The organism is Chlorobaculum sp. 24CR, from assembly GCF_004118635.1.
Classification (GTDB): Bacteria; Bacteroidota; Chlorobiia; order Chlorobiales; family Chlorobiaceae; genus Chlorobaculum.
This window is the reverse complement of record NZ_SDGU01000068.1, coordinates 1-21,526: the sequence shown is the minus strand read 5'-3', so window position 1 is coordinate 21,526 and position 21,526 is coordinate 1. Positions and strand designations below refer to the sequence as shown.

Annotated in this window: 14 protein-coding genes and 4 tRNA genes; 1 reads left to right on the top strand and 17 read right to left on the bottom strand. The window is 55.9% G+C overall.

Annotated features, from left to right (window positions below):
- From EST62_RS12075 to eno, 17 genes are all read right to left on the bottom strand, one after another.
- Complete coding sequence (locus EST62_RS12075) at window positions 1-495, bottom strand: polysaccharide biosynthesis/export family protein (protein ID WP_209019442.1); 495 nt, start codon at window positions 493-495, stop codon at window positions 1-3.
- 1,560 nt (window positions 496-2,055) lie between these two features.
- The gene (gene rpoC / locus EST62_RS12070; RefSeq protein ID WP_129052326.1) at window positions 2,056-6,528 is read right to left on the bottom strand and encodes a DNA-directed RNA polymerase subunit beta'; all 4,473 of its coding nucleotides are present in this window, start codon (window positions 6,526-6,528) and stop codon (window positions 2,056-2,058) included.
- 92 nt (window positions 6,529-6,620) lie between these two features.
- Window positions 6,621-10,532 (bottom strand): DNA-directed RNA polymerase subunit beta, encoded by a 3,912-nt coding sequence (rpoB, locus tag EST62_RS12065; protein WP_129052325.1) that lies wholly within the window; start codon window positions 10,530-10,532, stop codon window positions 6,621-6,623.
- A gap of 416 nt (window positions 10,533-10,948) precedes the next feature.
- Window positions 10,949-11,329, bottom strand: a complete 381-nt coding sequence (rplL, locus tag EST62_RS12060; protein ID WP_129052324.1) for a 50S ribosomal protein L7/L12 — start codon at window positions 11,327-11,329, stop codon at window positions 10,949-10,951.
- Between the two features lie 56 nt (window positions 11,330-11,385).
- Window positions 11,386-11,904 (bottom strand): 50S ribosomal protein L10, encoded by a 519-nt coding sequence (gene rplJ, locus EST62_RS12055; RefSeq protein ID WP_129052330.1) that lies wholly within the window; start codon window positions 11,902-11,904, stop codon window positions 11,386-11,388.
- Between the two features lie 39 nt (window positions 11,905-11,943).
- On the bottom strand, window positions 11,944-12,633 hold the full coding sequence (gene rplA, locus EST62_RS12050) for a 50S ribosomal protein L1 (protein ID WP_167599344.1): 690 nt from the start codon (window positions 12,631-12,633) through the stop codon (window positions 11,944-11,946).
- A gap of 65 nt (window positions 12,634-12,698) precedes the next feature.
- The gene (gene rplK / locus EST62_RS12045; protein ID WP_129052322.1) at window positions 12,699-13,124 is read right to left on the bottom strand and encodes a 50S ribosomal protein L11; all 426 of its coding nucleotides are present in this window, start codon (window positions 13,122-13,124) and stop codon (window positions 12,699-12,701) included.
- A gap of 54 nt (window positions 13,125-13,178) precedes the next feature.
- Window positions 13,179-13,754 carry a transcription termination/antitermination protein NusG gene (gene nusG, locus EST62_RS12040; RefSeq protein ID WP_129052321.1) on the bottom strand — a complete coding sequence of 192 codons (576 nt, stop codon included), beginning with the start codon at window positions 13,752-13,754 and terminating at the stop codon, window positions 13,179-13,181.
- A gap of 28 nt (window positions 13,755-13,782) precedes the next feature.
- Complete coding sequence (secE, locus tag EST62_RS12035) at window positions 13,783-13,974, bottom strand: preprotein translocase subunit SecE (protein WP_129052320.1); 192 nt, start codon at window positions 13,972-13,974, stop codon at window positions 13,783-13,785.
- A gap of 53 nt (window positions 13,975-14,027) precedes the next feature.
- A tRNA-Trp gene (locus EST62_RS12030) sits at window positions 14,028-14,100 on the bottom strand.
- A gap of 22 nt (window positions 14,101-14,122) precedes the next feature.
- Window positions 14,123-14,195: transfer RNA gene (locus tag EST62_RS12025), tRNA-Thr, on the bottom strand.
- A 21-nt stretch (window positions 14,196-14,216) separates the two neighbouring features.
- A tRNA-Tyr gene (locus EST62_RS12020) sits at window positions 14,217-14,299 on the bottom strand.
- A gap of 16 nt (window positions 14,300-14,315) precedes the next feature.
- Window positions 14,316-14,388: transfer RNA gene (locus EST62_RS12015), tRNA-Thr, on the bottom strand.
- Between the two features lie 145 nt (window positions 14,389-14,533).
- On the bottom strand, window positions 14,534-15,322 hold the full coding sequence (locus tag EST62_RS12010) for an SDR family oxidoreductase (protein ID WP_129052319.1): 789 nt from the start codon (window positions 15,320-15,322) through the stop codon (window positions 14,534-14,536).
- The gene (gene ispG / locus EST62_RS12005) at window positions 15,319-17,403 is read right to left on the bottom strand and encodes a (E)-4-hydroxy-3-methylbut-2-enyl-diphosphate synthase (RefSeq protein WP_129052318.1); all 2,085 of its coding nucleotides are present in this window, start codon (window positions 17,401-17,403) and stop codon (window positions 15,319-15,321) included. The genes EST62_RS12010 and ispG overlap by 4 nt, the downstream gene beginning before the upstream one ends.
- A gap of 141 nt (window positions 17,404-17,544) precedes the next feature.
- Window positions 17,545-17,901: a septum formation initiator family protein gene (locus EST62_RS12000; protein WP_245153634.1), complete on the bottom strand. Its 357-nt coding sequence runs from the start codon at window positions 17,899-17,901 to the stop codon at window positions 17,545-17,547.
- A gap of 40 nt (window positions 17,902-17,941) precedes the next feature.
- On the bottom strand, window positions 17,942-19,255 hold the full coding sequence (eno, locus tag EST62_RS11995) for a phosphopyruvate hydratase (protein WP_129052317.1): 1,314 nt from the start codon (window positions 19,253-19,255) through the stop codon (window positions 17,942-17,944).
- 254 nt (window positions 19,256-19,509) lie between these two features.
- On the opposite strand from eno, the gene EST62_RS11990 reads away from it, so the two are divergent.
- The coding region (locus EST62_RS11990; protein ID WP_134751636.1) for an elongation factor G at window positions 19,510-21,526 on the top strand (2,017 nt) is incomplete at its 3' end.

Below are 21,526 nucleotides of genomic sequence, written 5' to 3'. Positions count from 1 at the left end.
TCAATTATTGTTTCTATCTATAATATAATACCAGTATATAAATGGAGATATAATGCTCGAATACTGCGATATTTTTGCAAGGCTTATACCCTTTTCAGGAATAACTATAGTATCATTTGGCTTTAATGCTATAAAACTTGAACGATCTCCTTTTTTATAAAATGCCTTAAGATTTACAACATAAGCTTGCTTTCCATTGTCATCAGGCTCATGTCGAATCACAAGTACTTTTTTGAGATTCGCCTCTTTAACCGGCCCTCCAGAAAGAGCAAGTATCGTAGCAAAGTCAGCATTTTCACGAACAATAAATTGACCCTGCCTGGCTACTTGACCAAGAATATTGACAAACATCAAAATATTTCCTGAATCATCAGTAAAATATGAATTCTGAGCGATTGGATAAGATGGCCCGGAGAGGGGGTTGTAGGTAGGCGCTGCCACTGTTGGCTCATTCCCGACCATTGATGCAATATCTGCTCTTACAGATAAAGGCATTGTCAGAAAGGATACTAACTGAACACACAGTATCAGAGTTGGCAACAATATGGGAGCGACATATTTATGAAGCATACTTCTCCCTGTGATTAAGAAACATCTACTCGCCATAGCAGTAAAATATTATTAACTTATTATTACTCCAGCAACAAACAGTCGCAATCGCTGCCGCCGGGAGAAATCGGACTTTAGTCCAGATTTGTTATCTCTTGCCCATAAAACCAGAACCGAACACCTGAGCAAGCAGAAGTGAGATTTACTCTTTGTGAATAAAATACTCATACCAGTATAAGCCAAGAATCCGAAGTTCCCTATAGACCTGTTATATCGACACCATCACTATACATAGATAATATATACCGAAGTCGCACAAAACAACAAAAATTACGGCTTCGCCACTTTCAGCCACAAATCAAACTGAACCAGACCTAAATATCGTAAAATATCGAATGAATCAGAAAAACTATAGCAGCTCAAAACTTGCGCTCTACTCTTATATAAATTTCTTAATCTTTCATCAAAAATTTTAAGAACAAAACATCGCCATGCCTTACGCAAATTCGATAACAGCCACTGCCCTACCGACAAAAACACCGACTTCTTACAGCATTACTCATGCGCCGCACTATCGCACACCATACAGTCCAATAAAACGTTTTCCCTTTCACACATATAAAAAGCATTTATTTCAAACATATTATTTAGACGGCAATTAGATTACCGATTGAAATCAGGCATTCTATAGATGTAATAAACTTTATGGCGATGTTCATCATAAACCATATTAATCAAAGTAATGCCATGTATATAACATATTTATTAGGAGCTGTTAGTAAAATTTATGCAAATTACCACATGCTGCCTAGTCGATTATCGCCTGATCATGATTAAGAAGAGGCCGCACTGTAAAAACCAGAACCCACCGTGAATCATCCTTATCAGCCCGCTAAAGCCCAGGATGCACCATAAAGCATCACCATTCCCCCAAGATGAACCAACATCAGCCTTTACAATTCTATACATTTGTTGCATAAACAAAAAACTGATATAGAAATCATGTATATCGCGCAAGCGTCACGCCGTAACAAGATTTCTTATAAATTTTTCAGAAAAGTCTCTGAATGCGAATGACTTTCTTACAACTTTATGCTGGCACATAACTGATAGAACTCTAATCTGTATTCAACGACTCTTGCCGTTGCCGTTATCTACGCTTCCACAAACAATATTAAACATTGTAGTTGTTGTATATATAAAATACACATAATAATTTTTACACGTATAAGATAACAATTAAAACAACTTGTGGCAACAACCATCGACATTCTTCATGGACTTGCAATTTCTCATATTGGAACAGTACCGCTCTGCTATTTTTTTTTCAACAAAAAATGCTTTCGCCTGAATGAGTACCAAGCTTGCGAAGCACTGTGTGACGTACAATAAAAGCATAAAACAATATCCTATTTTTCCAGAGATACTGCAAATTAAAAAAGCCGCACGGCTTCGGTAGCTGTGCGGCTTTTATTGTGATACGTATGTACTCTTCAGCTTTACGCCTTAGGCTTCAACGGCGGATGGCGTTTCGACAGCTTCAGCATCTTCGGCTCCGTTGTTGCGGAGCCTGATTGCGCGATACTTGCGCAGACCCGTACCGGCGGGAATGAGCTTGCCGACGATGACATTCTCTTTCAAACCGGCAAGATGATCAACCTTGCCCGCGACGGCGGCATCGGTCAGTACCTTGGTGGTCTCCTGGAAAGAGGCCGCCGAAATCACGCTCTCGGTCTGCAACGCAGCGCTGGTGATACCCAGCAGCACGGGATGCGAGGTTGCCTGAAGCGCTGGCTCAACGGTGATGAGCAACTTGCTGTTCCGGCGAAGCTCGCGGTTCAGCTTGGTGATGTCACGCTGCTTGTAGAGCTGCCCCTCCAGGATTCTTGCCGGAGCATCGCCACGGTCGATCACCCTGACTTTTTCGGACACGGCTTCGTTTGCATCAACAAATGCGCTCCTGTCGATCAAGTCGCCCGGAAGCAGCTCGGTGTCACCCGGCTCCTCGACGCGCACCTTTTGCAGCATCTGGCGCACGATCACTTCGAGGTGCTTGTCGTTGATCTCGACACCGGCGTTGATCTGATAGACCTTCTGGATCTCGTTCACCAGATACTGCTGCACGGCGTTGGGGCCCTGAATACGCAGGATGTCCTGCGGAGAGACCGCGCCGTCGGTCAGCGGATCGCCGGCCCTGACTTCATCGCCCTCGGTTGCAAGCACGTGCTTACCGACCTGCACATAATAGACCTTCTCTTCCCCAAAGTCGTTCTTGACCTTGATCTCCTTGCTGCTGCGGCGCTGCGAACCGAAACTCACATAACCGTCGATTTCAGAGACAATGGCCGGATCGGTCGGAATTCGGGCCTCGAACAGCTCGGTCACCTTTGGCAGACCTGCGGTGATGTCACCACCGACACGGTCGAGGTTTCTCGGCACCTTGGCAATGATGTCGCCGGGCACGATCTTCTGACCGTCTTCGACATAGAGGTTCGACTTGATCGGCACCGGATAGGTCTTTCTGATCTCGCCCGCTTCGGTCACAATGGCAATGCGCGGCTCGCGGGTCTCGGATGCGCGCAGCTTGGAACGCCAGTTGATGATGGTGTGCTGCGCAAAACCGGTCTGCGGGTCAACCTCCTCTTTGTAAGTGACGCCCTTCTCGATGTCGATGAACCTGGCGAAACCCGGCATTTCGGCGAGGATCTGCGTACTGTTCGGCTCGCTGCTGAAAAGCACCTGCTCCTTGCGCACCATCTGCCCATTCTCGATGTTGAGATGCGCGCCGTGCGGTACGACGTAACGCTTGAGCACCTTGCCCGAATCGGGGTCGATGATGTTGAGTTTGCCGTTTTTCTGGATAACGATCTGGCGAATCTCCTCGACGCCGTCCTCGGTGAGGATCGTGTGCTCGACGCTCTTGACATCCTCCATTTCGACCTGGCCTTCGTAGAACGCCTTCGTCTCGGTTTCGGAGATACCTCCCTGCGCCGCGCCACCCTGGTGGAAGGTACGGAGCGTCAACTGCGTACCCGGCTCACCGATGGACTGCGCCGCGATCACGCCAACCGCCTCGCCGATCTCCACCGGCCTGTGCACCGAGAGGTTGGTGCCGTAGCACTTCGAGCAGATACCTATCTTGGACTCACAGGTGAGCACCGAGCGGATTTCAGCCTCTTCAACGCCCGCCGTATCCTGGATCAGTTCGGCCAGCTCGTCGGTGATGACTTCGCCCGCCTTGACAACCACGTTGTCGGTAATGACATCGACGATGTCGCGAGCCGCCACGCGCCCCTTGATTTTTTCGCGGAACTTGATCTGGCCGCTGGTCTCCTCCTCAATGTTGCGCTCGACGTGCAGGCCGCGGGTGGTGCCGCAGTCCTCGATGGTGACGATTACGTCCTGCGCCACGTCGTGCAAGCGCCTCGTCAGATAACCGGCGTCAGCCGTCTTGAGCGAGGTATCGGAGAGACCTTTACGAGCGCCGTGCGTCGAGATGAAGTATTCGAGCACCGTCAGCCCCTCTTTGAGGTTCGAGATAATCGGGTTTTCGATGATCTCGCCCGGCTGGCCGGACATCGACTTCTGCGGACGAGCGATAAGACCCCTCATGCCGGTGAGCTGGCGTACCTGCTCGCGGGAGCCTCGGGCGCCCGAATCGAGCATCATGTAGAGCGGGTTGAAGCCATCGCGATCCTTCCTGAGCTTTTCGTAGGACTCGTCGGCAACCAGGTTGGAGGTCTTCTGCCAGACGTCAACAATCTGGTTGTAGCGTTCGTTGTCGGTCAGCGTACCGCGGTTGTACTCCTTGATAACCTTGGCGCTGTCGCGCTGGGCGTTCTTGATGTGCTTCGCCTTGGTTTCCGGCACAATCGCATCGGAAAGACCGATGGACAGGCCGCCCCTCATGGCGTAGCCGAAACCGACCGCCTTGATGTTGTCAAGGAACTGCGCCGTCTCGACGTTACCAACCTCGCTGGAGAGATGAGCAATCAGCTCCTTGGCCACCTTCTTGTTGATCAGCTTGTTGATAAAGCCGATCTTTTCAGGCACATGCTGGTTGAAAATCACTCTGCCAACCGTAGTAACCAGCACTTTGTTCTGTTCGATCTGGCTCTTCAGCCAAGCCCTCTTTTCGGCCTGATCTTCAGGCAACAGCGTATCGACCAGGCGAACCGGATCGAACTTCTGATCCACCTTGCCGTCGAACTTCACGAAAATCTGCGCATGAAGCCCCACTCGCTCTTCGTTGTAGGCGATGACCACCTCCTCCATCGAGTAGAAAAGCTGTCCTTCGCCCGTATCGCCCGGACGCGACTTGGTGAGGTAGTACATGCCGAGCACCATGTCCTGCGACGGCACCGTGACCGGCTTGCCGGACTGCGGCAAGATGAGGTTGTGCGACGAGAGCATGAGCAGCGACGCTTCGAGCTGCGCCTCCTGTGACAGTGGCACGTGCACGGCCATCTGGTCACCGTCGAAGTCAGCGTTGAAGGCCGTACAAACGAGCGGGTGAAGCTGGATCGCCTTGCCCTCAATGAGCGTCGGCTGGAATGCCTGGATGCCGAGGCGGTGCAGGGTCGGCGCGCGGTTAAGCAGCACCGGGCGTCCGTCGATCACCTTTTCGAGCACATCCCAGACCACCGGATCTTTCTTGTCGATGAGCTTCTTGGCCGACTTGACCGACTTGGCGATACCGCGCTCGACAAGGCGGCGGATGACGAACGGCTGGAACAGCTCGATGGCCATGCTCTTCGGCAGACCGCACTGATGGAGCTGAAGTTCCGGGCCGACGACGATAACCGAACGACCGGAGTAGTCAACGCGCTTGCCGAGAAGGTTCTGGCGGAAGCGGCCCTGCTTGCCCTTGAGGGCGTCGGAGAGCGACTTGAGCGGGCGGTTGGACTCGCCGGTCTTGACGGCGTTGGCCTTGCGCGAGTTGTCGAACAGAGCATCGACCGCCTCCTGCAACATGCGCTTTTCGTTGCGCAGAATCACTTCGGGAGCGCGAATGTCGATCAGCTTCTTGAGACGGTTGTTGCGGATGATTACCCGGCGGTACAAGTCGTTCAAGTCGGAAGTGGCGAAGCGGCCGCCTTCGAGCGGCACCAGCGGGCGCAGCTCCGGCGGAATGACCGGCACGACCTCCATCACCATATACTCGGGCTTGTTGCCCTCGTAGATGTACAGCTCCGGCGACTCCTCCTCCGGGAAGAGGCCGGTCGATTTCTTGCGGGTACGCTTCTGCGGCTCGTAGCTTTTACGGAACGCCTCGACCACCTTGAGGCGCTTGAGGGCGTCGGCGCGCTTCTGCTCCGAGCCGCTCTCCTTGAGCACCTTGCGCAGATGGACGGCGATCTCGTCGAGGTTCAGCCCCTTGAGCAGCGTGTGAATCGCCTCGCCGCCCATCTTGGCGACGAACTTGTTCGGATCGTTGTCGTCGAGGTCCTGGTTGTCTTCGTACTCGGTGATGATCTGGAAGTACTGCTCCTCGGTCAGGCGGTCGAACTTCTTGATGCCCTGCTTCTCGCCGGGTTCACCAGGATTGATGACCACATAGACTTCATAATAGATAATGCGCTCCAGCTCCTTGGTCGAGAGATCGAGCAACGCGCCGATCTTGCTTGGCACGGAGCGGAAAAACCAGGTGTGCACCACCGGCACGGCCAGCGAAATGTGACCCATGCGCTCGCGGCGTACGCTCTTGGTGGTGACTTCAACGCCACAGCGGTCGCAGATGATGCCCTTGTAGCGCACCCTCTTGTACTTGCCGCAGTAGCACTCCCAGTCCTTGGTCGGACCGAATATTTTTTCGCACATCAAGCCATCTCGCTCCGGCTTGAAGGTGCGGTAGTTAATGGTTTCCGGCTTGAGCACCTCGCCGCGCGAATGGGCCAGAATGCTCTCCGGTGAGGCGATGCTGAACTTTATCTTCGAAAAATCACCCTTGATCGGTGATGATCCCTGTGAAAATATCATGGTCGATTCCCTGTTAAAACAACCTTGGATTTATCCTCGTAAAACTCTTGTGCGCTTGCCGAAGCACAGCTCCGGCGCGCCGTTTGATCTGTTCAGGGCACCCTGTCGTCGATCCTGATTTCGAGGCCGAGACCCTGCAACTCTCTGACGAGAACGTTGAACGATTCAGGCGTTCCGGGTTCCGGAAGATTCTGTCCCTTGACGATAGCTTCGTAGGTTTTGTTCCTGCCGACGACGTCATCGGATTTGACCGTAAGCATCTCACGCAGGATGTTGGCCGCGCCGTAGGCTTCGAGCGCCCACACCTCCATTTCACCGAACCTCTGGCCGCCGAACTGGGCCTTACCGCCGAGCGGCTGCTGGGTGATGAGCGAGTATGGACCGATAGACCTGGCGTGAATCTTGTCGTCAACCAGATGGCTCAGTTTGAGCATGTAGATATAGCCAACCGTGACCTCGTCGTGGAACATCTCGCCGGTGCGTCCGTCGAACAGCCTGACCTTGCCGTGGCCTGGCAGACCGGCCTTTTCGAGCTGCTCCTGCACCTCGGTGTAGGTCGCGCCGTTGAAGATCGGAGTCTTGAACTTGACACCGAGCGTCTTGCCCGCCCAGCCAAGCGAAGTTTCGTAGAGCTGGCCGATGTTCATGCGGCTCGGTACGCCGAGCGGGTTGAGTACGATGTCCACCGGAGTACCATCGGCCATGAAGGGCATGTCCTCGATCGGCAGAATCTTGCCGACCACGCCCTTGTTACCGTGGCGTCCGGCCATCTTGTCACCAACCTGGATTTTGCGCTTCTGGGCGATATAGACCTTGGCCAGCTCCTCGATGCCGGGCGGCAGCTCGTCGCCGACATTGATTTTATATTTTTCATTCTCGCGCTCGTCGGAAAGATCCTTGAGCTTCAGGCGATATTCACGGATCAGGCGAACGACGTTCTCGTTGGTTTTGGCTCCGGTGACGATGCCTTTCGACACATCGATCGATTCGAGAAACGGCAGGCCATTGAATCTGGCCAGGTGCTCGTCGCCGATGATCGTACCTTCCGGAATGAGCACCTTGCCCTTGTCGCTCTGGATCGCCACGCTCTTCTTGCCGTCGAGATGCTGCTTCATCCATTTGGCGAAGCGCTTGCGCAGATCGGCCTCCTTCAGGTCGAACTGCTTGTCAACAGCCTCCAGCTTCTCCTTGACGTCCATGCCGATTTTCTTTTTGCGGCTGAAGAGCTTGGTCTTGATGACGATGCCCTTCATGCCGGCAGGCACGTGCATCGAGGCGTCCTTGACGTCGCTGGACTTGTCGCCGAAGATGGCCCGAAGCAGCTTCTCTTCCGGAGTCGGATCGCTCTCGCCCTTCGGCGTGATCTTGCCGACCAGGATGTCGCGCTCCTTGACCTCGGCGCCGATGCGCACGATGCCGTTCTCGTCGAGGTTGCGCAGGGCCTCCTCGCTGACGTTGTAGATGTCGCGGGTGAACTGCTCCTCGCCGCGCTTGGTGTCGCGCACGTTGGACTCGAACTCGTGCACGTGGATCGAGGTGAAGACGTCGTCATAGACGAGCCTCTCGCTGAGCACAATGGCGTCCTCGAAGTTGTAACCGCGCCAAGGCATGAAGGCCACCAGCACGTTCTTGCCGAGCGCCAGCTCGCCGTTGTCGGTCGAGGAGCTGTCGGCCAGCACGTCGCCTGTTTCGAGCCTCTGGCCGTTGCGCACCAAGGGGCGCTGCGAAATGCAGGTATCCTGGTTGGAGCGCTTGAATTTGATGAGTTTATAGACCTTGAGGCCTTCGTCGGGATCGAGCAGCGACACGGTGGCGTTTTCCGGATCGAGGTCGTAACGCACCTCAATGCGATCGGCCGTAACGCTCTGCACCACGCCGGGGCCTTCGGCCACGATCACCGCGCGGGAGTCGCGGGCGACTTTGGCCTCCATGCCCGTGCCAACCACCGGAGCGTCGGAGACGAGCAGCGGCACGGCCTGGCGCTGCATGTTCGCACCCATGAGCGCGCGGTTGCCGTCATCGTGTTCGAGGAACGGAATGAGCGCCGCCGCCGCGCTGACGATCTGCACCGGCGAAACGTCCATGTAGTTCACATCCTCGGCGAGCACCAGCGGATAGTCGCCCTTGGTTCGCGCCTGCACCGACTCGGCGGCGATGCGGTTGTTCTCGTCAAGCTTGATGCTCACCGGCACGGTGATCTTGTTCTCCTCGTCCTCGGCGGAGAGCATCAGCACCGTATCGGTCACCAAGCCTTTATCGACCACGCGGTAGGGCGTCTGAATGAAGCCCTTGTCGTTGATTTCGGCATAAACCGACAGCGACGAAATCAGGCCGATGTTCGGACCTTCAGGGGTCTCGATCGGGCAGAGCCGTCCGTAGTGAGTGTAGTGAACGTCGCGAACCTCGAAGCCTGCGCGCTCGCGGGTCAGACCGCCGGGGCCGAGAGCCGAGACGCGGCGCTTGTTGGTCATTTCGGCCAGCGGGTTGGTCTGGTCCATGAACTGCGAGAGCTGGCTGGTGGCAAAGAAGCTCGATACCACGCTCGACACGGTTCTGGCGTTGATGAGGTCGGCGGGTGCGATCTTGTCGGTATCGCGCGAGTTGAGCTTTTCGCGAACATTCTTGCCCATTCTGGCCAGGCCGATCACGAACTGCGCGGCGAGCTGCTCGCCCACCGAACGCACGCGGCGGTTGGCCAGGTGATCGACGTCATCGACCTCGGCCATGCCGTTGACCAGCTTGATGAGGTAGTTGATGACTCCGATGATATCGTAGTGCGTCAGGACGAGAATATCGTCGCCCACCGGCTCCTCGGAGTAGGTGCTGATCGTCTGGAGAATGCGCGCGTAAATGGCGTCGGACATCTCCTTCAGCTCCGGCTTTCCGGCGAGATAGTTCGAAAAATCGGAAAGCTCCGTCTGGAGTTTCTTCTGGATGCGATAGCGTCCGACGTCACCAAGATCATACTTCTTCTGGTTGAAGAAGGTGCGTTCGAGGAAGCTCCTGGCCGCATCGATGTCCGGAGCTTCGTTGGAACGAAGCTCCTCGTAAACGATTTCAAGCGCCTCTTCCTCGGTTGCGGAGCTGTCGTTGAGAATGGTGTTGATAATGACCGACTTGTCCACGCCCTTTTCGGGAGAGGTGGTCTTCATCACCTTGACCGTTTTGTAACCCGCCGAAATGATCTGCTCCATGATCTCCTCGGTGATGGCCGCCCTTGCAGGGACAACCTCGCCGGTGTGCATGTCGATGATATCGGAGGCCAGATACTGACCGAGCAACTGTTCGCGCTTCGAGCTCTTGGACGAAACCTCGATCTCATCGACCAGATCGAAAAGGGCCAGAATATCCTCGTCCCTGGCGAAGCCGATGGCGCGCAACAGGGCCGTGACCAGAAAGTTTTTCTTCTGATCGATATAGACGAAAATCTGGTTGTTGATGTCGGTCTGGAATTCGATCCAGGAGCCGCGAGTCGGCACGATCTTGGCCGAGTACATCTTCTTGCCGTTGGGGTGCACCGCCTCGCTGAACACCACGCCCGGCGAGCGATGAAGCTGCGCCACGACGACGCGCTCCGCGCCGTTGACGATAAAGGTGCCGCGCTCGGTCATGTAGGGAATCCTGCCGAGATAAACCTCCTGCTGGATGGTCTCCTTCCAGTCCGGCTCGTCGGCCTCGTCCTTGTAGGAGAGCTTGAGCTTGATCTTGAGCGACACATCGTAGGTCAGGCCGCGCTCGATGCACTCCTCGACGGTATATTTGGGCTTGTCGAAGCTGTAGGAAATATATTCCAGGAGGTAGAGACCCCTGGTGTCGGTAATGGGGAAAGCGCTCCTGAGCACTTTTTCAAGGCCCTGATCCTTGCGTTTTTCAAGGGGGACGCTATCCTGGATGAAATTATGAAACGAATCGAGCTGTACCTTGAGAAGATCGGGGGGATTTATGATACTCTGGATCTTTGAAAAGTCAATACAGGGTGTTGGTGTTGCATCAGCGACTTTCACATGCACCTCGCTTTTAGTCAATTGCAGGGAGTACTAAACAGTTAATGGGCTATTCTCACTTTCGGGCTTTTTCCGCTCGGATTCCGCCGCATTCTATACATAATCTATCGGCATCAGCCTCGCGCCCGCTTTGCTCCGTGCTCCAACCGGTACTGTCGCCCGGCGCTGCACTCCTCATGTTCCGGCAGGACGGCACATGCAGGTTCCGCACTCCGGCGTCAATCGTATCGCTCACGACAGTAATCAATGGTACCCTTTGGTCACTACAAGATTCGCAAATACCCTTTCCGGAGTGGGTTCTCCATCCGGGGCCACGCTGTGGCCGAACGGAAAACATATGCATTCATTTCTACAAACGGACAAAGCTCCGTCCCGGATCGGCACGGAGCTTGTCTGTCATTTCGCCTGGTGACGGGTCACTGCAGCTCGACTTCAGCGCCAGCGTCCTTGAGTTCTTTGACGAGCTTCTCGGCCTCGTCCTTCGAGACAGCCTCTTTGACAGTCTTCGGAGCGCCGTCAACCATGTCCTTGGCCTCTTTCAGACCCAGGCCGGTGATAGCGCGGACAACCTTGATAACGTTGATCTTGTTGGCGCCAGCAGCCTTGAGCACGACGTCGAACTCGGTCTTTTCTTCGGCAGCGGCAGCATCACCGGCAGGCGCGGCCATAACGGCGCCAGCCATGACGGCAGGAGCTGCACTCACGCCGAACTTCTCCTCAAGTGCCTTCACCAACTCGGAAGCTTCGGTAAGGGTAAGTTTACCAATCTCTTCTACAAGGGTTTCAATAGATGACATTATTTCCTCTCTCAGTTTGAATTGAACAATATTGAAGCTTTGAGTGCGTAATTCGTTTATTTCTCCAGCTTTCCGACCTGATCGATCACGGAAACGAGGTCACGCATCACCGCGTTCATGACCATCGGCACCGAAGCGACCATGTTGTTAATCATGCCTGCAAGGCGACCGATATTCTCGGTCTTGCTGAGCATCTCGGAGAGCTGCGGCAGCGAATCGGGACCGAACACCGCGCCATCGATCGAGGCCATCTTGAACTTCAGCGCTTCGTTGTCCTTGCTGAACTTCTTGATGATCTTGGCCGGGGCGATAGGATCGTCGTAGCTGAAAGCCACCGCGGTGGTATTCTTCAGACCGGCGGCCAGCTTGTCGGCTTCGGCGGCGTCCTTGAGCGCCTTTTTGATAAGGGTGTTCTTGACCACCTTGTACTCGATACCGGCTTTGCGGAATTCGAGGCGCAACTGGCCCATCTTTTTGACATCGAGTCCCTGAAACTCGGTGAAGTAGAAGCCTTGCGACTTCTGGAACTTCTCGGCTATTTCCTGAGCGATCTGCTCTTTTGTATCACGCTTCATCATATCGGTGCACAATCGTTTATGTTAGGCCCGCTCGCGTCAGGCGACAAATTTTTCTTTCTTGACCTTCACGCCAGGAGACATGGTGCTTGAAATGGTAATCCCCTGAAGGTACTGGCCTTTTGCAGCCGACGGCTTCAGGCGCACGACCTCTTTGATGAAGCTGCTGATGTTGCCGGCCAGTTTGTCGCTATCGAACGACACCTTGCCGACGGGGGCGTGAATATTGCCTGCCTTGTCAACCCTGAACTCGATCTTGCCGGCTTTCACCTCGCTGACCGCTTTGGCGACATCCATGGTGACCGTGCCCGATTTCGGGTTCGGCATCAGGCCGCGAGGGCCAAGGATGCGGGCAACCTTGCCGAGCTGACCCATGACGTCGGGGGTCGCAACGACCACATCGACACCGGTCCAGCCGTTCTGGATTTTCTCGATATAGTCCTCGAAACCGACGAAATCGGCGCCAGCCTCGCGAGCCTCGTCCGCCTTGTTCTCTTTGCAGACAACCAGCACGGAGACGGTTTTACCGGTGCCGTGCGGAAGCATGACCGTGCCGCGAACGACCTGGTCGGCATGACGAGGATCGACGCCAAGCTTCATGGCGACATCGACCGTGGCGTCGAATTTGGTGGTGGTGATCTCCTTGACCTTCTCGATGGCTTCCGCGAGTTCGTACTCGAGAGCGCGGTTCAGCTTTGCGCTTGCGTTTCTGTAATTCTTTCCTGCCATTGACATTCTGATGTTAGTGGTTGTAAAAGCGGCTTGTCAGGCCTCCCACGAAAAAAACTTGTTTCTCAGCCCTCGACGACGATGCCCATGCTGCGAGCCGTGCCCATCACCATCCGGGTCGCGCCTTCCAGATCGACGGAGTTCAGATCGGGCTTCTTCAGCTCGGCGATCTTGCGCACCTGATCCATCGTAACCGTGCCGACTTTGTTGCGGTTCGGCTCGCCGGAACCCTTCTGCAACTGGGCCTCCTTGAGCAGGAGCACGGCGGCAGGCGGAGTCTTGGTGACGAAGGTGAACGACTTGTCGGAAAAGACCGTAATCACCACAGGGATGATCATACCGGCTTCAGACTGCGTCCTGGCATTGAACTGCTTGCAGAACTCCATGATATTCACACCCTTCTGACCGAGCGCCGGACCGACGGGGGGAGCAGGATTCGCGGCTCCTGCAGGAATTTGCAACTTGATGAACCCTGTTATCTTTTTTGCCATAAATTATCTCTCTTTCAACAGCTTGAATGAATACTATGACCTCTGTGATCCCTGTTATTGCGAAACCGGCTTGACCTGGGAGAAATCGAGTTCGGTCGGGGTGCTCCTGCCGAAGAAGTTGATCATGACCTTGACCTTCATCCGCTCGATGCAAACCTCATGCACAATGCCGTTAAGCGAGCTGAATGGCCCATCGATAACCTTGACCGAATCGCCAACCTTGAAGGGGGCCTCGACCACCGCGCGATGCTCGATCGCGCCATCGGGCACAAGAATCTTCTCTACTTCATCGGGACGCAAGGGGGTGGGATTGTCATCGACGCCGAGGAAACCCATGACCGATGGAATATCCATAATCAGGTTCCTGGTCTGCTTGTCGAGCACGGCTTCGATCAGCACGTAACCGGGAAAAGCGTTCTTGGTCAGACTGCGCTTTTTGCCGTTCTTGACCTCGACGAAACGTTCGTAGGGAATGTAAACCTGCTTGATGCTTTCGGATAGGCCGCACCGCTCGACCTCCGTCTCGATACTCTCCTTGACCTTGCGCTCATGGCCGGAATAGATCCTGAGAGCGTACCAATGGAGTTGCGGGGGATGCTGTTCTTCCATCACCTTTTTTCTGGCGCTCATCTCGTTACCTCGAAAATCTTCCTTAGTCTTACAATAATTTCCCCATCACCGTGTTGATGACCCAATCAACTGCAAAGGTAAACAAGGCAAGAATGCCTGAAACCGTCAACACAACAACCGTCATATCCTTCACCTCTTCCTTCGTCGGCCACGACACCTTGCGCATCTCGCCGACAACATCACGATAGTACTTATCAGCTTTCTCGATATATTTCTTCATGATTGACCAACGAGGTAAAAGATCGTGAACAGCATTCGAATCCAGCCTGTCTGCACGTCAGGAGGGACTCGAACCCCCAACCTGCGGTTTTGGAGACCGCTGCTCTACCAATTGAGCTACTGACGTAAACAGCTCCTCCGGGAACCGGAGCTGATGATCGGACTTGAACCGATGACCTCTTCCTTACCAAGGAAGTGCTCTACCGACTGAGCTACATCAGCTTGTCACCAACAAAAAGCAAGTGGGTAGGGGGGGATTCGAACCTCCGAAGACATATGTCGACAGATTTACAGTCTGTTGCGTTTGACCGCTTCGCTACCTACCCATGTACTGGCGCTTCGAGCTGGTGATGGGACTCGAACCCGCAACCTGCTGATTACAAATCAGCTGCTCTACCAATTGAGCTACACCAGCAGCTCACTAAAAATACAGGGCTGGTAATATAACAGCCCGATCAAAAAATGCAAAAGAAAAAAATAAAAACTTCATAAAAACAGTGAACGGTGTGGACAAGATTGACGGAATGGACAGACACAGAGTGCACGGACAAAATTTTCACCTAACACCTTTTTTCTCTTGCGCCAGCGAAGATGGCGGCAAGTAACACCACGATTTTTCTGGCCACGAAGCGCTGGGAAAACACCATGAGGCGGTCGAAAAAGGTTGGCAGAATCAGCATCCCTTTTCCGGCAAGTCCCTTGCGGACGGCCTTCACGACCACCTCCGGACTGGAGACCGGCGTGACGATCCGGCTCCGGTCGTGGCCCGCGCGGTTGTAAAAGTTGTCGTTGTCGATAAAGCCGGGGCAGACGGCGAAAACACGTACGCCGGTCCCCTGAAGCTCAATGGCGAGCGCCTCGGTGAGGTTGACCACGTACGCCTTGCTGGCGGAGTAACAGGCCATGCCCGGCACTCCCTGAAAACCGGCGAGCGAGGCGATGTTGACCACCGCTCCCCGGCGTCGGGCGAGCATCGCGGGCAGGAACCGGCGGGTCAGCGAGGCCACGGCGACCATGTTGACCATCGCCATCTGCGCGAGCGCCTGCTCGTCCATCCGCTCGAAGTTGCCCGCAATGGAAAACCCCGCGCAGTTGACCAGCTTGTCGATGGAGAGCCCTCTCTCTTCGCAGAAACTGAAGACCGCCGCCGCCGCGCCGGGTTCCGAAATATCCTGGCGACAGACGTGAATCTCCACGCCACAAGCGCGACGCAGCTCTCCGGCCAGCGCTTCGAGCTTCTCCTTCGAGCGGGCAACCAGCACCAGATTGTCGCCCATGCCAGCGAACTCTTCGGCAAGCCGCTTGCCGATACCGGTCGAAGCTCCGGTAATCAGCGTGTAAAAGCTCATACCGGATCGGCCCACTTGCCGTTTTGGCGGATCAGCTCGATCAGGCGCTCCAGCGCGGCCTCTTCCGGCAAGTTCTCCTCGACGCGCTCCTTACCGACGTAGAGGCTGACGCGCCCCTTGCCCAAGCCGACATAGCCGAAATCAGCGTCAGCCATTTCGCCAGGGCCGTTGACGATGCAGCCCATGATGCCGATCTTCAGCCCTTTGAGATGCGAGACCCGCTGCTTGATGAGCGCCGTGATCTTTTCGAGATCGAAGTAGGTGCGTCCGCAACCGGGGCAGGAGATGAACTCGGTTTTGGACATCCTGATCCGGGCCGCCTGGAGAATGTTGAACGCAAGCCCAACCTCTTCGCTGGCCGGCAGGTTCGTTTCGAGCGCGATGAGGTCGCCGATGCCGTCACAGAAAAGCGTGCCCGCCTGGATGGCACTCTGGACGAGCACCCCGGAGCGCTCCCCGTCGAGCCGCCGGTAGCGCACGACAAGCGGATAGTCGATCCCCGCCTTTGTGAGTTCGAGCGCGAGCTTTCGCGTCGAATAGAGCGGAGCGTCGGAGACGATGGAGAGCATAACCCGCTGCAAACCTCTCGCTTTCAGTTTGGCGGCAAGGCGCACCAGCACCTCGGCAGGCACATTCTCGGAAGATTTTTCGTGAATGAAACAGAACTCGATGGCGGCATTCCGGTCGTGCAGCGATTCGATGAAACCGGTGCCGAGCGTTTCACCCTCGACAATATCAACCCGCACCCGCCCGGCAAGCGGCAACAGCGCGGGGACAATCGAGGTATCGGCGGTCGAAACGACGATCTTTTCGCGAAGCGCTCCGAGCGAATCGAGCAACTCCGCGAACAACGGAATATCCTCGGCGCTGCCAACGCCGACGCCGACCAGCTCCGAGCGGATTGCGCCCTCCGGCTTCTCCGGATCGAGCCGCGCGACAATCTCGTCGCGAAGCGCCGCCGTATCGGTAATCGGCGCACGGGCGGCGGTTTCGACCCCCGGCAAGGCGTCGCCGCCGAGCGGTATTCCCGCGCCGTCGATGGCGACGGAGGGTCGCCGCGAATAGCCGAATGGCTCGAACGGCAGCAGCTCGTGCCCCTGATTCTTCAGCTCGTGCTCGACCACATGCTTGACCGGCAGGTGCGCCCGGTCGCCACGCACCAGCAGCATGTCGTTGTATTTCTTGACGATAGCGAAACCGACCGGTACCTCGTTGACCGGATCCTCGGTGAGCGATACGCGAATCGTATCGCCGAGGCCATCTTCGAGCAGGGCGCCGATGCCCATCGCCGACTTGATGCGCCCCTCGTCGCCGTCGCCCGCCTCGGTCACGCCGAGATGCAGCGGATAGGCGTAGCGCAGCTCCGCGTCGGCGCGGGCGACGAGCAAACGGTAGGCCTGGATCATCACCCTCACGTTCGAGGACTTCATCGAAAAGAGCTGGTCGTAGTAGCCCTCATCCTCGCAGATTCGGGAGAATTCGAGCGCCGCTTCGACCATTCCCTCCGGCGAGTTGCCGTAGCGGCTCACGATGCGGTCGGAGAGCGAGCCGTGGTTGGTGCCGATGCGCATCGAAACGCCGAGCGCCTTGGCCTTCCTGACCAGTGGCGTGAACTCCTCGCGCACCTTGTCGAGTTCAGCGCGATACTCCTCTTCGGTGTACTCCTCGCTCGAAAACTTCGCGCCGGTGGCGTAATTGCCCGGATTGACGCGGATGTTCTCGACAAACTCCACCGCCTTCATAGCCGCTTTCGCCGAAAAATGGATGTCAGCCACCAGTGGCGTATCGATGCCATCCCGGCGAAGCTGCTCCCGGATATTGCCGAGATTCTCGGCATCCTTCTCGGTCGGCACCGTCAGCCTGATAATTTCGCACCCTGCCTCGTACAAGCGTCGGCACTGCTCCACCGAGGCCGCAGTATCCATCGTGTGCGCGGTGGTCATGGACTCCACCCGGATCGGCAGGTATCCGCCAAGCGAGATCACCCCGAAAGGAACCTCTCTGGTAACTCTCCGGCGATAACTATAGACCGGCACCGGATACTCGATGCTATTGCCCGCGGCAAGGCGCTCTTCGCTCATAAGATGGCTGGTTGAAATTGAAAAAATGTTTTGCAAGGTAGGAATTGAACAACACAAAAAAAAGCCGGCAACCCGGCCCAAAACCCTTTAATCCATTCCCTCGTCCACATCGTTTACTCAGTCCACGCCGTCCACTGCTTCCTACTGCTCTCTGATAATAAAGACGGTCTCGCCTTTTTTGTGGAAATTGAAGCGCTCGCGGGCGACCTTTTCGACGCTGTCGGGCTGGTAGGCGTTTTTGATCGTGCCGCGGAGTTCGACGATCTTCTGATCTTCTTCGGCCTGGCGCTTTTCGAGCTTGCGGTTCTCCAGCTCCATGCTGATGCGGGTCACCACGCCGAAGTCACCAAAAACAAAGCCGATGGCCGCAAGCACGAGGAGGAGCCAAATCGCGAACTTTTTCGGATTCAGCCGGATGGATTCCCAGAGTTCCGCCAGGTATTTCGTCATGATCCAGTCGCGGTTTAAAAGCGCAATGCCTGCCAGATCGACAGGCATTGCGACCTGAAATGGTTCAGAATACGGCAGCTCGACCGCTTCAGACGCGGAAGGCCCCGATGCCGGGATAGACAGCCGTGTCGCCAAGCGTCTCCTCGATTCGGAGCAGTTCGTTGTACTTGGCCATGCGGTCGGAGCGTGACATGCTGCCGGTCTTGATCTGTCCGGCGTTGGTCGCCACAGCGATCTGCGCGATGGTAGTGTCTTCGGTCTCGCCGCTGCGGTGGCTGATGACCGAGGTGTAGCCGTTGCGTTTGGCCAGCTCGATGGCCTGAAGCGTTTCGGTGAGCGTGCCGATCTGGTTGACCTTGATGAGAATCGAGTTGCCGACCCCCTTCTCGATACCTTCGGCGAGGCGCTTGCTGTTGGTCACGAACAGGTCGTCGCCCACGAGCTGCACGCGGCTACCGATCTTGTCGGTCAACATCTTCCAGCCCTCCCAGTCATCCTCGGCCATGCCATCCTCGATGGAGATGATCGGGTAGCGGCTCGCCCAGTCGGCCCAGTAGCTTGCCATCTCTTCGGACGAAAGTTCGCGTCCGGACGATTTCTTGAAGACATACTTTTTCTTGTCAGCATCGTAGAACTCGGAGCTTGCCGGATCGAGCGCGATCATGACGTGACTGTCGCCGAGGCCGCCCTTGTCGGTCGGCGCTCCGGCCTTGTAACCGGCAAGGCCGATAGCCTCGATCACCAGCTCGATAGCCTGTTCGTTCGATTCGACGTTCGGCGCGAAGCCGCCTTCATCACCGACAGCCGTGCTGAGAGCGCGGTCGTGCAGAAGCGACTTGAGCGAGTGGAACACCTCCGCGCCGCAGCGCAGCGCATCGGAGTAACGCTCGAAGCCGATCGGCATAATCATGAACTCCTGGAAATCGACCGTGTTGTCGGCGTGCGCGCCGCCGTTGAGCACGTTCATCATCGGCACCGGCAACGTCTTGGCCGTCGTGCCGCCAATGTAGCGGTAGAGCGGCAGGGCGGAGTATTCAGCCCCAGCCTTGGCGCAGGCCAGCGAAACGCCGAGAATCGCGTTGGCGCCGAGCACCGATTTGTTCGGCGTGCCGTCCAGCTCGATGAGTCTGGCGTCGATCTCCTCCTGCTCGGTCACATCCATACCCTGCAAGGCATCGTTGATGACGGTATTGACATTCTCGACCGCTTTGAGCACCCCCTTGCCGAGAAAAACGCTCTTGTCCTTGTCTCTGAGTTCTACCGCCTCGTGCACACCGGTCGAAGCGCCGCTTGGCACTGCGGCCCGGCCAAAAGAGCTTTCGGTATGGACATCGACTTCGACTGTGGGGTTGCCGCGCGAATCCATGATCTGACGAGCGTGTATCCTGGTAATGACTGACATGATGCGGGGGGTTTAAAAATTGAATGAAAAACGCAATGCAAAAGATACACAAAGCGTCTTAATGTTGAGACATGGTGACTTCATTTTATCGATGGGAAAACAGGTTTGATGGCTTGGGGGCGGTGAATGAAACTTTTTTTTCAGTAAGTTTTCAATAACTGCCGGGACTGACCTCCTGGCCTGACCGTCTGTCGGGCGGGAACCTGTCGAAACCAGGCGGCTCCGTTTAACCAATCCAAGAAAGGAGTAAAGACATGCAAGCTGTTCCAACGGATCAATTGAGGAACATTGTCGTTACCGGACACTCCGGCACCGGAAAAACCATGCTGTGTGAATCGTTCGCCCTCTGCATGGGCATTATCAACCGACTCGGCAGCATCGAGGATGGCACCACGCTCTCAGATTACGCTTCCGACGAAGCGGAAAGAAAGCACAGCCTGAACACCAGCCTCATCAATGGAGTATGGAACGAGAAGAAGATCAATATCATCGACACCCCCGGCCTGCTCGATTTCCACGGTGACGTCAAGTCGGCCATGCGCGTAGCCGACACCGTGCTGATAACGGTCAACGCGGCCACGGGCGTCGAGGTCGGCACCGATACAATCTGGGAATACACCAAAGAGTATTACAAACCGACCATGTTCGTGCTCACCCGGCTCGACGCCGACCGCGCGGACTACGATGCAACCATCGAGGCCCTGCGCGACCATTTCGGCCATCTGGTCACGCCGATCCAGTTTCCCGCCGAAGTGGGGCAGGGACACCACATACTGATCGACGTGCTTCTGATGAAGCAGCTCGAATTCAACCCCGACAAGCCCGGCAGCATGGTGGTTTCCGAGATTCCCGACCTGTACCGCAAAGAGGCTGAAGAGCTGCACCAGCAACTGGTAGAAGCGGTGGCCGAAACCGACGAGGAGTTGATGAACCGCTTTTTCGAGGTCGGTACGCTCACCGAAGACGAACTCCGGGCCGGCATCAAATCGGCCCTCGTCACCCGCACCTTCTTCCCGGTTTTCTGCACCTCCCCGCTCCATCTCATCGGTTCCGAAAGACTCCTCAACGCTATCGTCAACCTCTGCCCTTCGCCCATCGAGCGCGGCCCCGAACATGCGTATTGCTCGGTCATGAACGATGAAAAGCTGCTCAATCCCGACCCTGAAGGTCCGACGATCGCCTTCATTTTCAAAACCATGTCTGAACCGCGGGTGGGCGAAATTTCCTACGTTCGCGTTTATTCGGGCCACATCGAAAGCGGCCACGAACTGCTCGATACCCAGACCGGCCAGCTCGAAAAGCTCGGTCAGGTCTATACCATGCAGGGACAGAAAAAGATTCCCGTGGACAAGCTGCTGGCCGGAGACATCGGCATGGTGGTCAAGCTCAAAAACTCTCACACCAACGACACGCTGGCCGACAAAGGGGTCGATTGCCGGATCAGCCCCATTCTCTTTCCGGAGCCGGTGCTCTGTTCGGCCATCGTGCCGGTCGCGCAGGGCGATGAGGAGAAAATCTCCGCCGGGCTGCACCATCTCCATGAGGAGGATCCGAGCTTCGCCATCGAGCATGATGTCGAGTTCAACCAGACCATCCTGAAAACGCTTGGCGAAACGCATCTCGACATCATCATCAGCCGCCTGTACAACAAGTTCAACGTGCAGGTCGAGGTGGCCCCCGTGCGGATTCCCTATCGCGAAACCATCCGGTTGGGCGCGTCGGCGCAGGGGAAATTCAAGAAGCAGTCGGGTGGACGCGGCCAGTACGGCGATGTATGGGTACGCATCGAGCCGTTGCAGCGCGACTCGGGCTTCGAGTTCTCGAGCGCGGTGGTCGGCGGCGTGGTCCCGACCCGTTATATCCCAGCAGTTGAAAAGGGATTGCGGGAATCGATCACCGAGGGAAGCCTCACCGGGTACCCCGTTGTCGATCTGAAAGCGGTGGTTTATGACGGTTCGCACCATCCGGTGGACAGCTCGGAATATGCGTTCAAGATCGCCGCCAGCATGGCCTTCAAGGCCGCTCTTGAAAAAGCCAAGCCGCTGATCCTCGAACCGATCTACTCGTTGACCGTGCAGACTCCGGATCAGTACACTGGCGAAATCGTCGGAGACATCTCAAGCAAGCGGGGCAGGATTCTCGGCATGGACACCGAAACACACTTCCAGGTCATCAAGGCGCTCATTCCGCAAGCCTCGCTCTCGACCTTTCATCACGCGCTGACAAGGCTGACTCATAGCCGCGCACGCTACAGCTACGTCTTCAGCCACT

Coding starts and splice junctions, on each gene's coding strand:
- EST62_RS12010 (WP_129052319.1), bottom strand. CDS start 15,322: ATGAGCTTTTACACGCTGATTACCGGAGCTTCGACCGGTATCGGCAAG.
- eno (WP_129052317.1), bottom strand. CDS start 19,255: ATGTCAGTCATTACCAGGATACACGCTCGTCAGATCATGGATTCGCGC.
- rplA (WP_167599344.1), bottom strand. CDS start 12,633: ATGGCAGGAAAGAATTACAGAAACGCAAGCGCAAAGCTGAACCGCGCT.
- rplL (WP_129052324.1), bottom strand. CDS start 11,329: ATGTCATCTATTGAAACCCTTGTAGAAGAGATTGGTAAACTTACCCTT.
- nusG (WP_129052321.1), bottom strand. CDS start 13,754: ATGAGCGCCAGAAAAAAGGTGATGGAAGAACAGCATCCCCCGCAACTC.
- rplK (WP_129052322.1), bottom strand. CDS start 13,124: ATGGCAAAAAAGATAACAGGGTTCATCAAGTTGCAAATTCCTGCAGGA.
- rpoC (WP_129052326.1), bottom strand. CDS start 6,528: ATGATATTTTCACAGGGATCATCACCGATCAAGGGTGATTTTTCGAAG.
- secE (WP_129052320.1), bottom strand. CDS start 13,974: ATGAAGAAATATATCGAGAAAGCTGATAAGTACTATCGTGATGTTGTC.
- rplJ (WP_129052330.1), bottom strand. CDS start 11,904: ATGAAGCGTGATACAAAAGAGCAGATCGCTCAGGAAATAGCCGAGAAG.
- EST62_RS12075 (WP_209019442.1), bottom strand. CDS start 495: ATGCCTTTATCTGTAAGAGCAGATATTGCATCAATGGTCGGGAATGAG.
- EST62_RS12000 (WP_245153634.1), bottom strand. CDS start 17,901: ATGCCTGTCGATCTGGCAGGCATTGCGCTTTTAAACCGCGACTGGATC.
- ispG (WP_129052318.1), bottom strand. CDS start 17,403: ATGAGCGAAGAGCGCCTTGCCGCGGGCAATAGCATCGAGTATCCGGTG.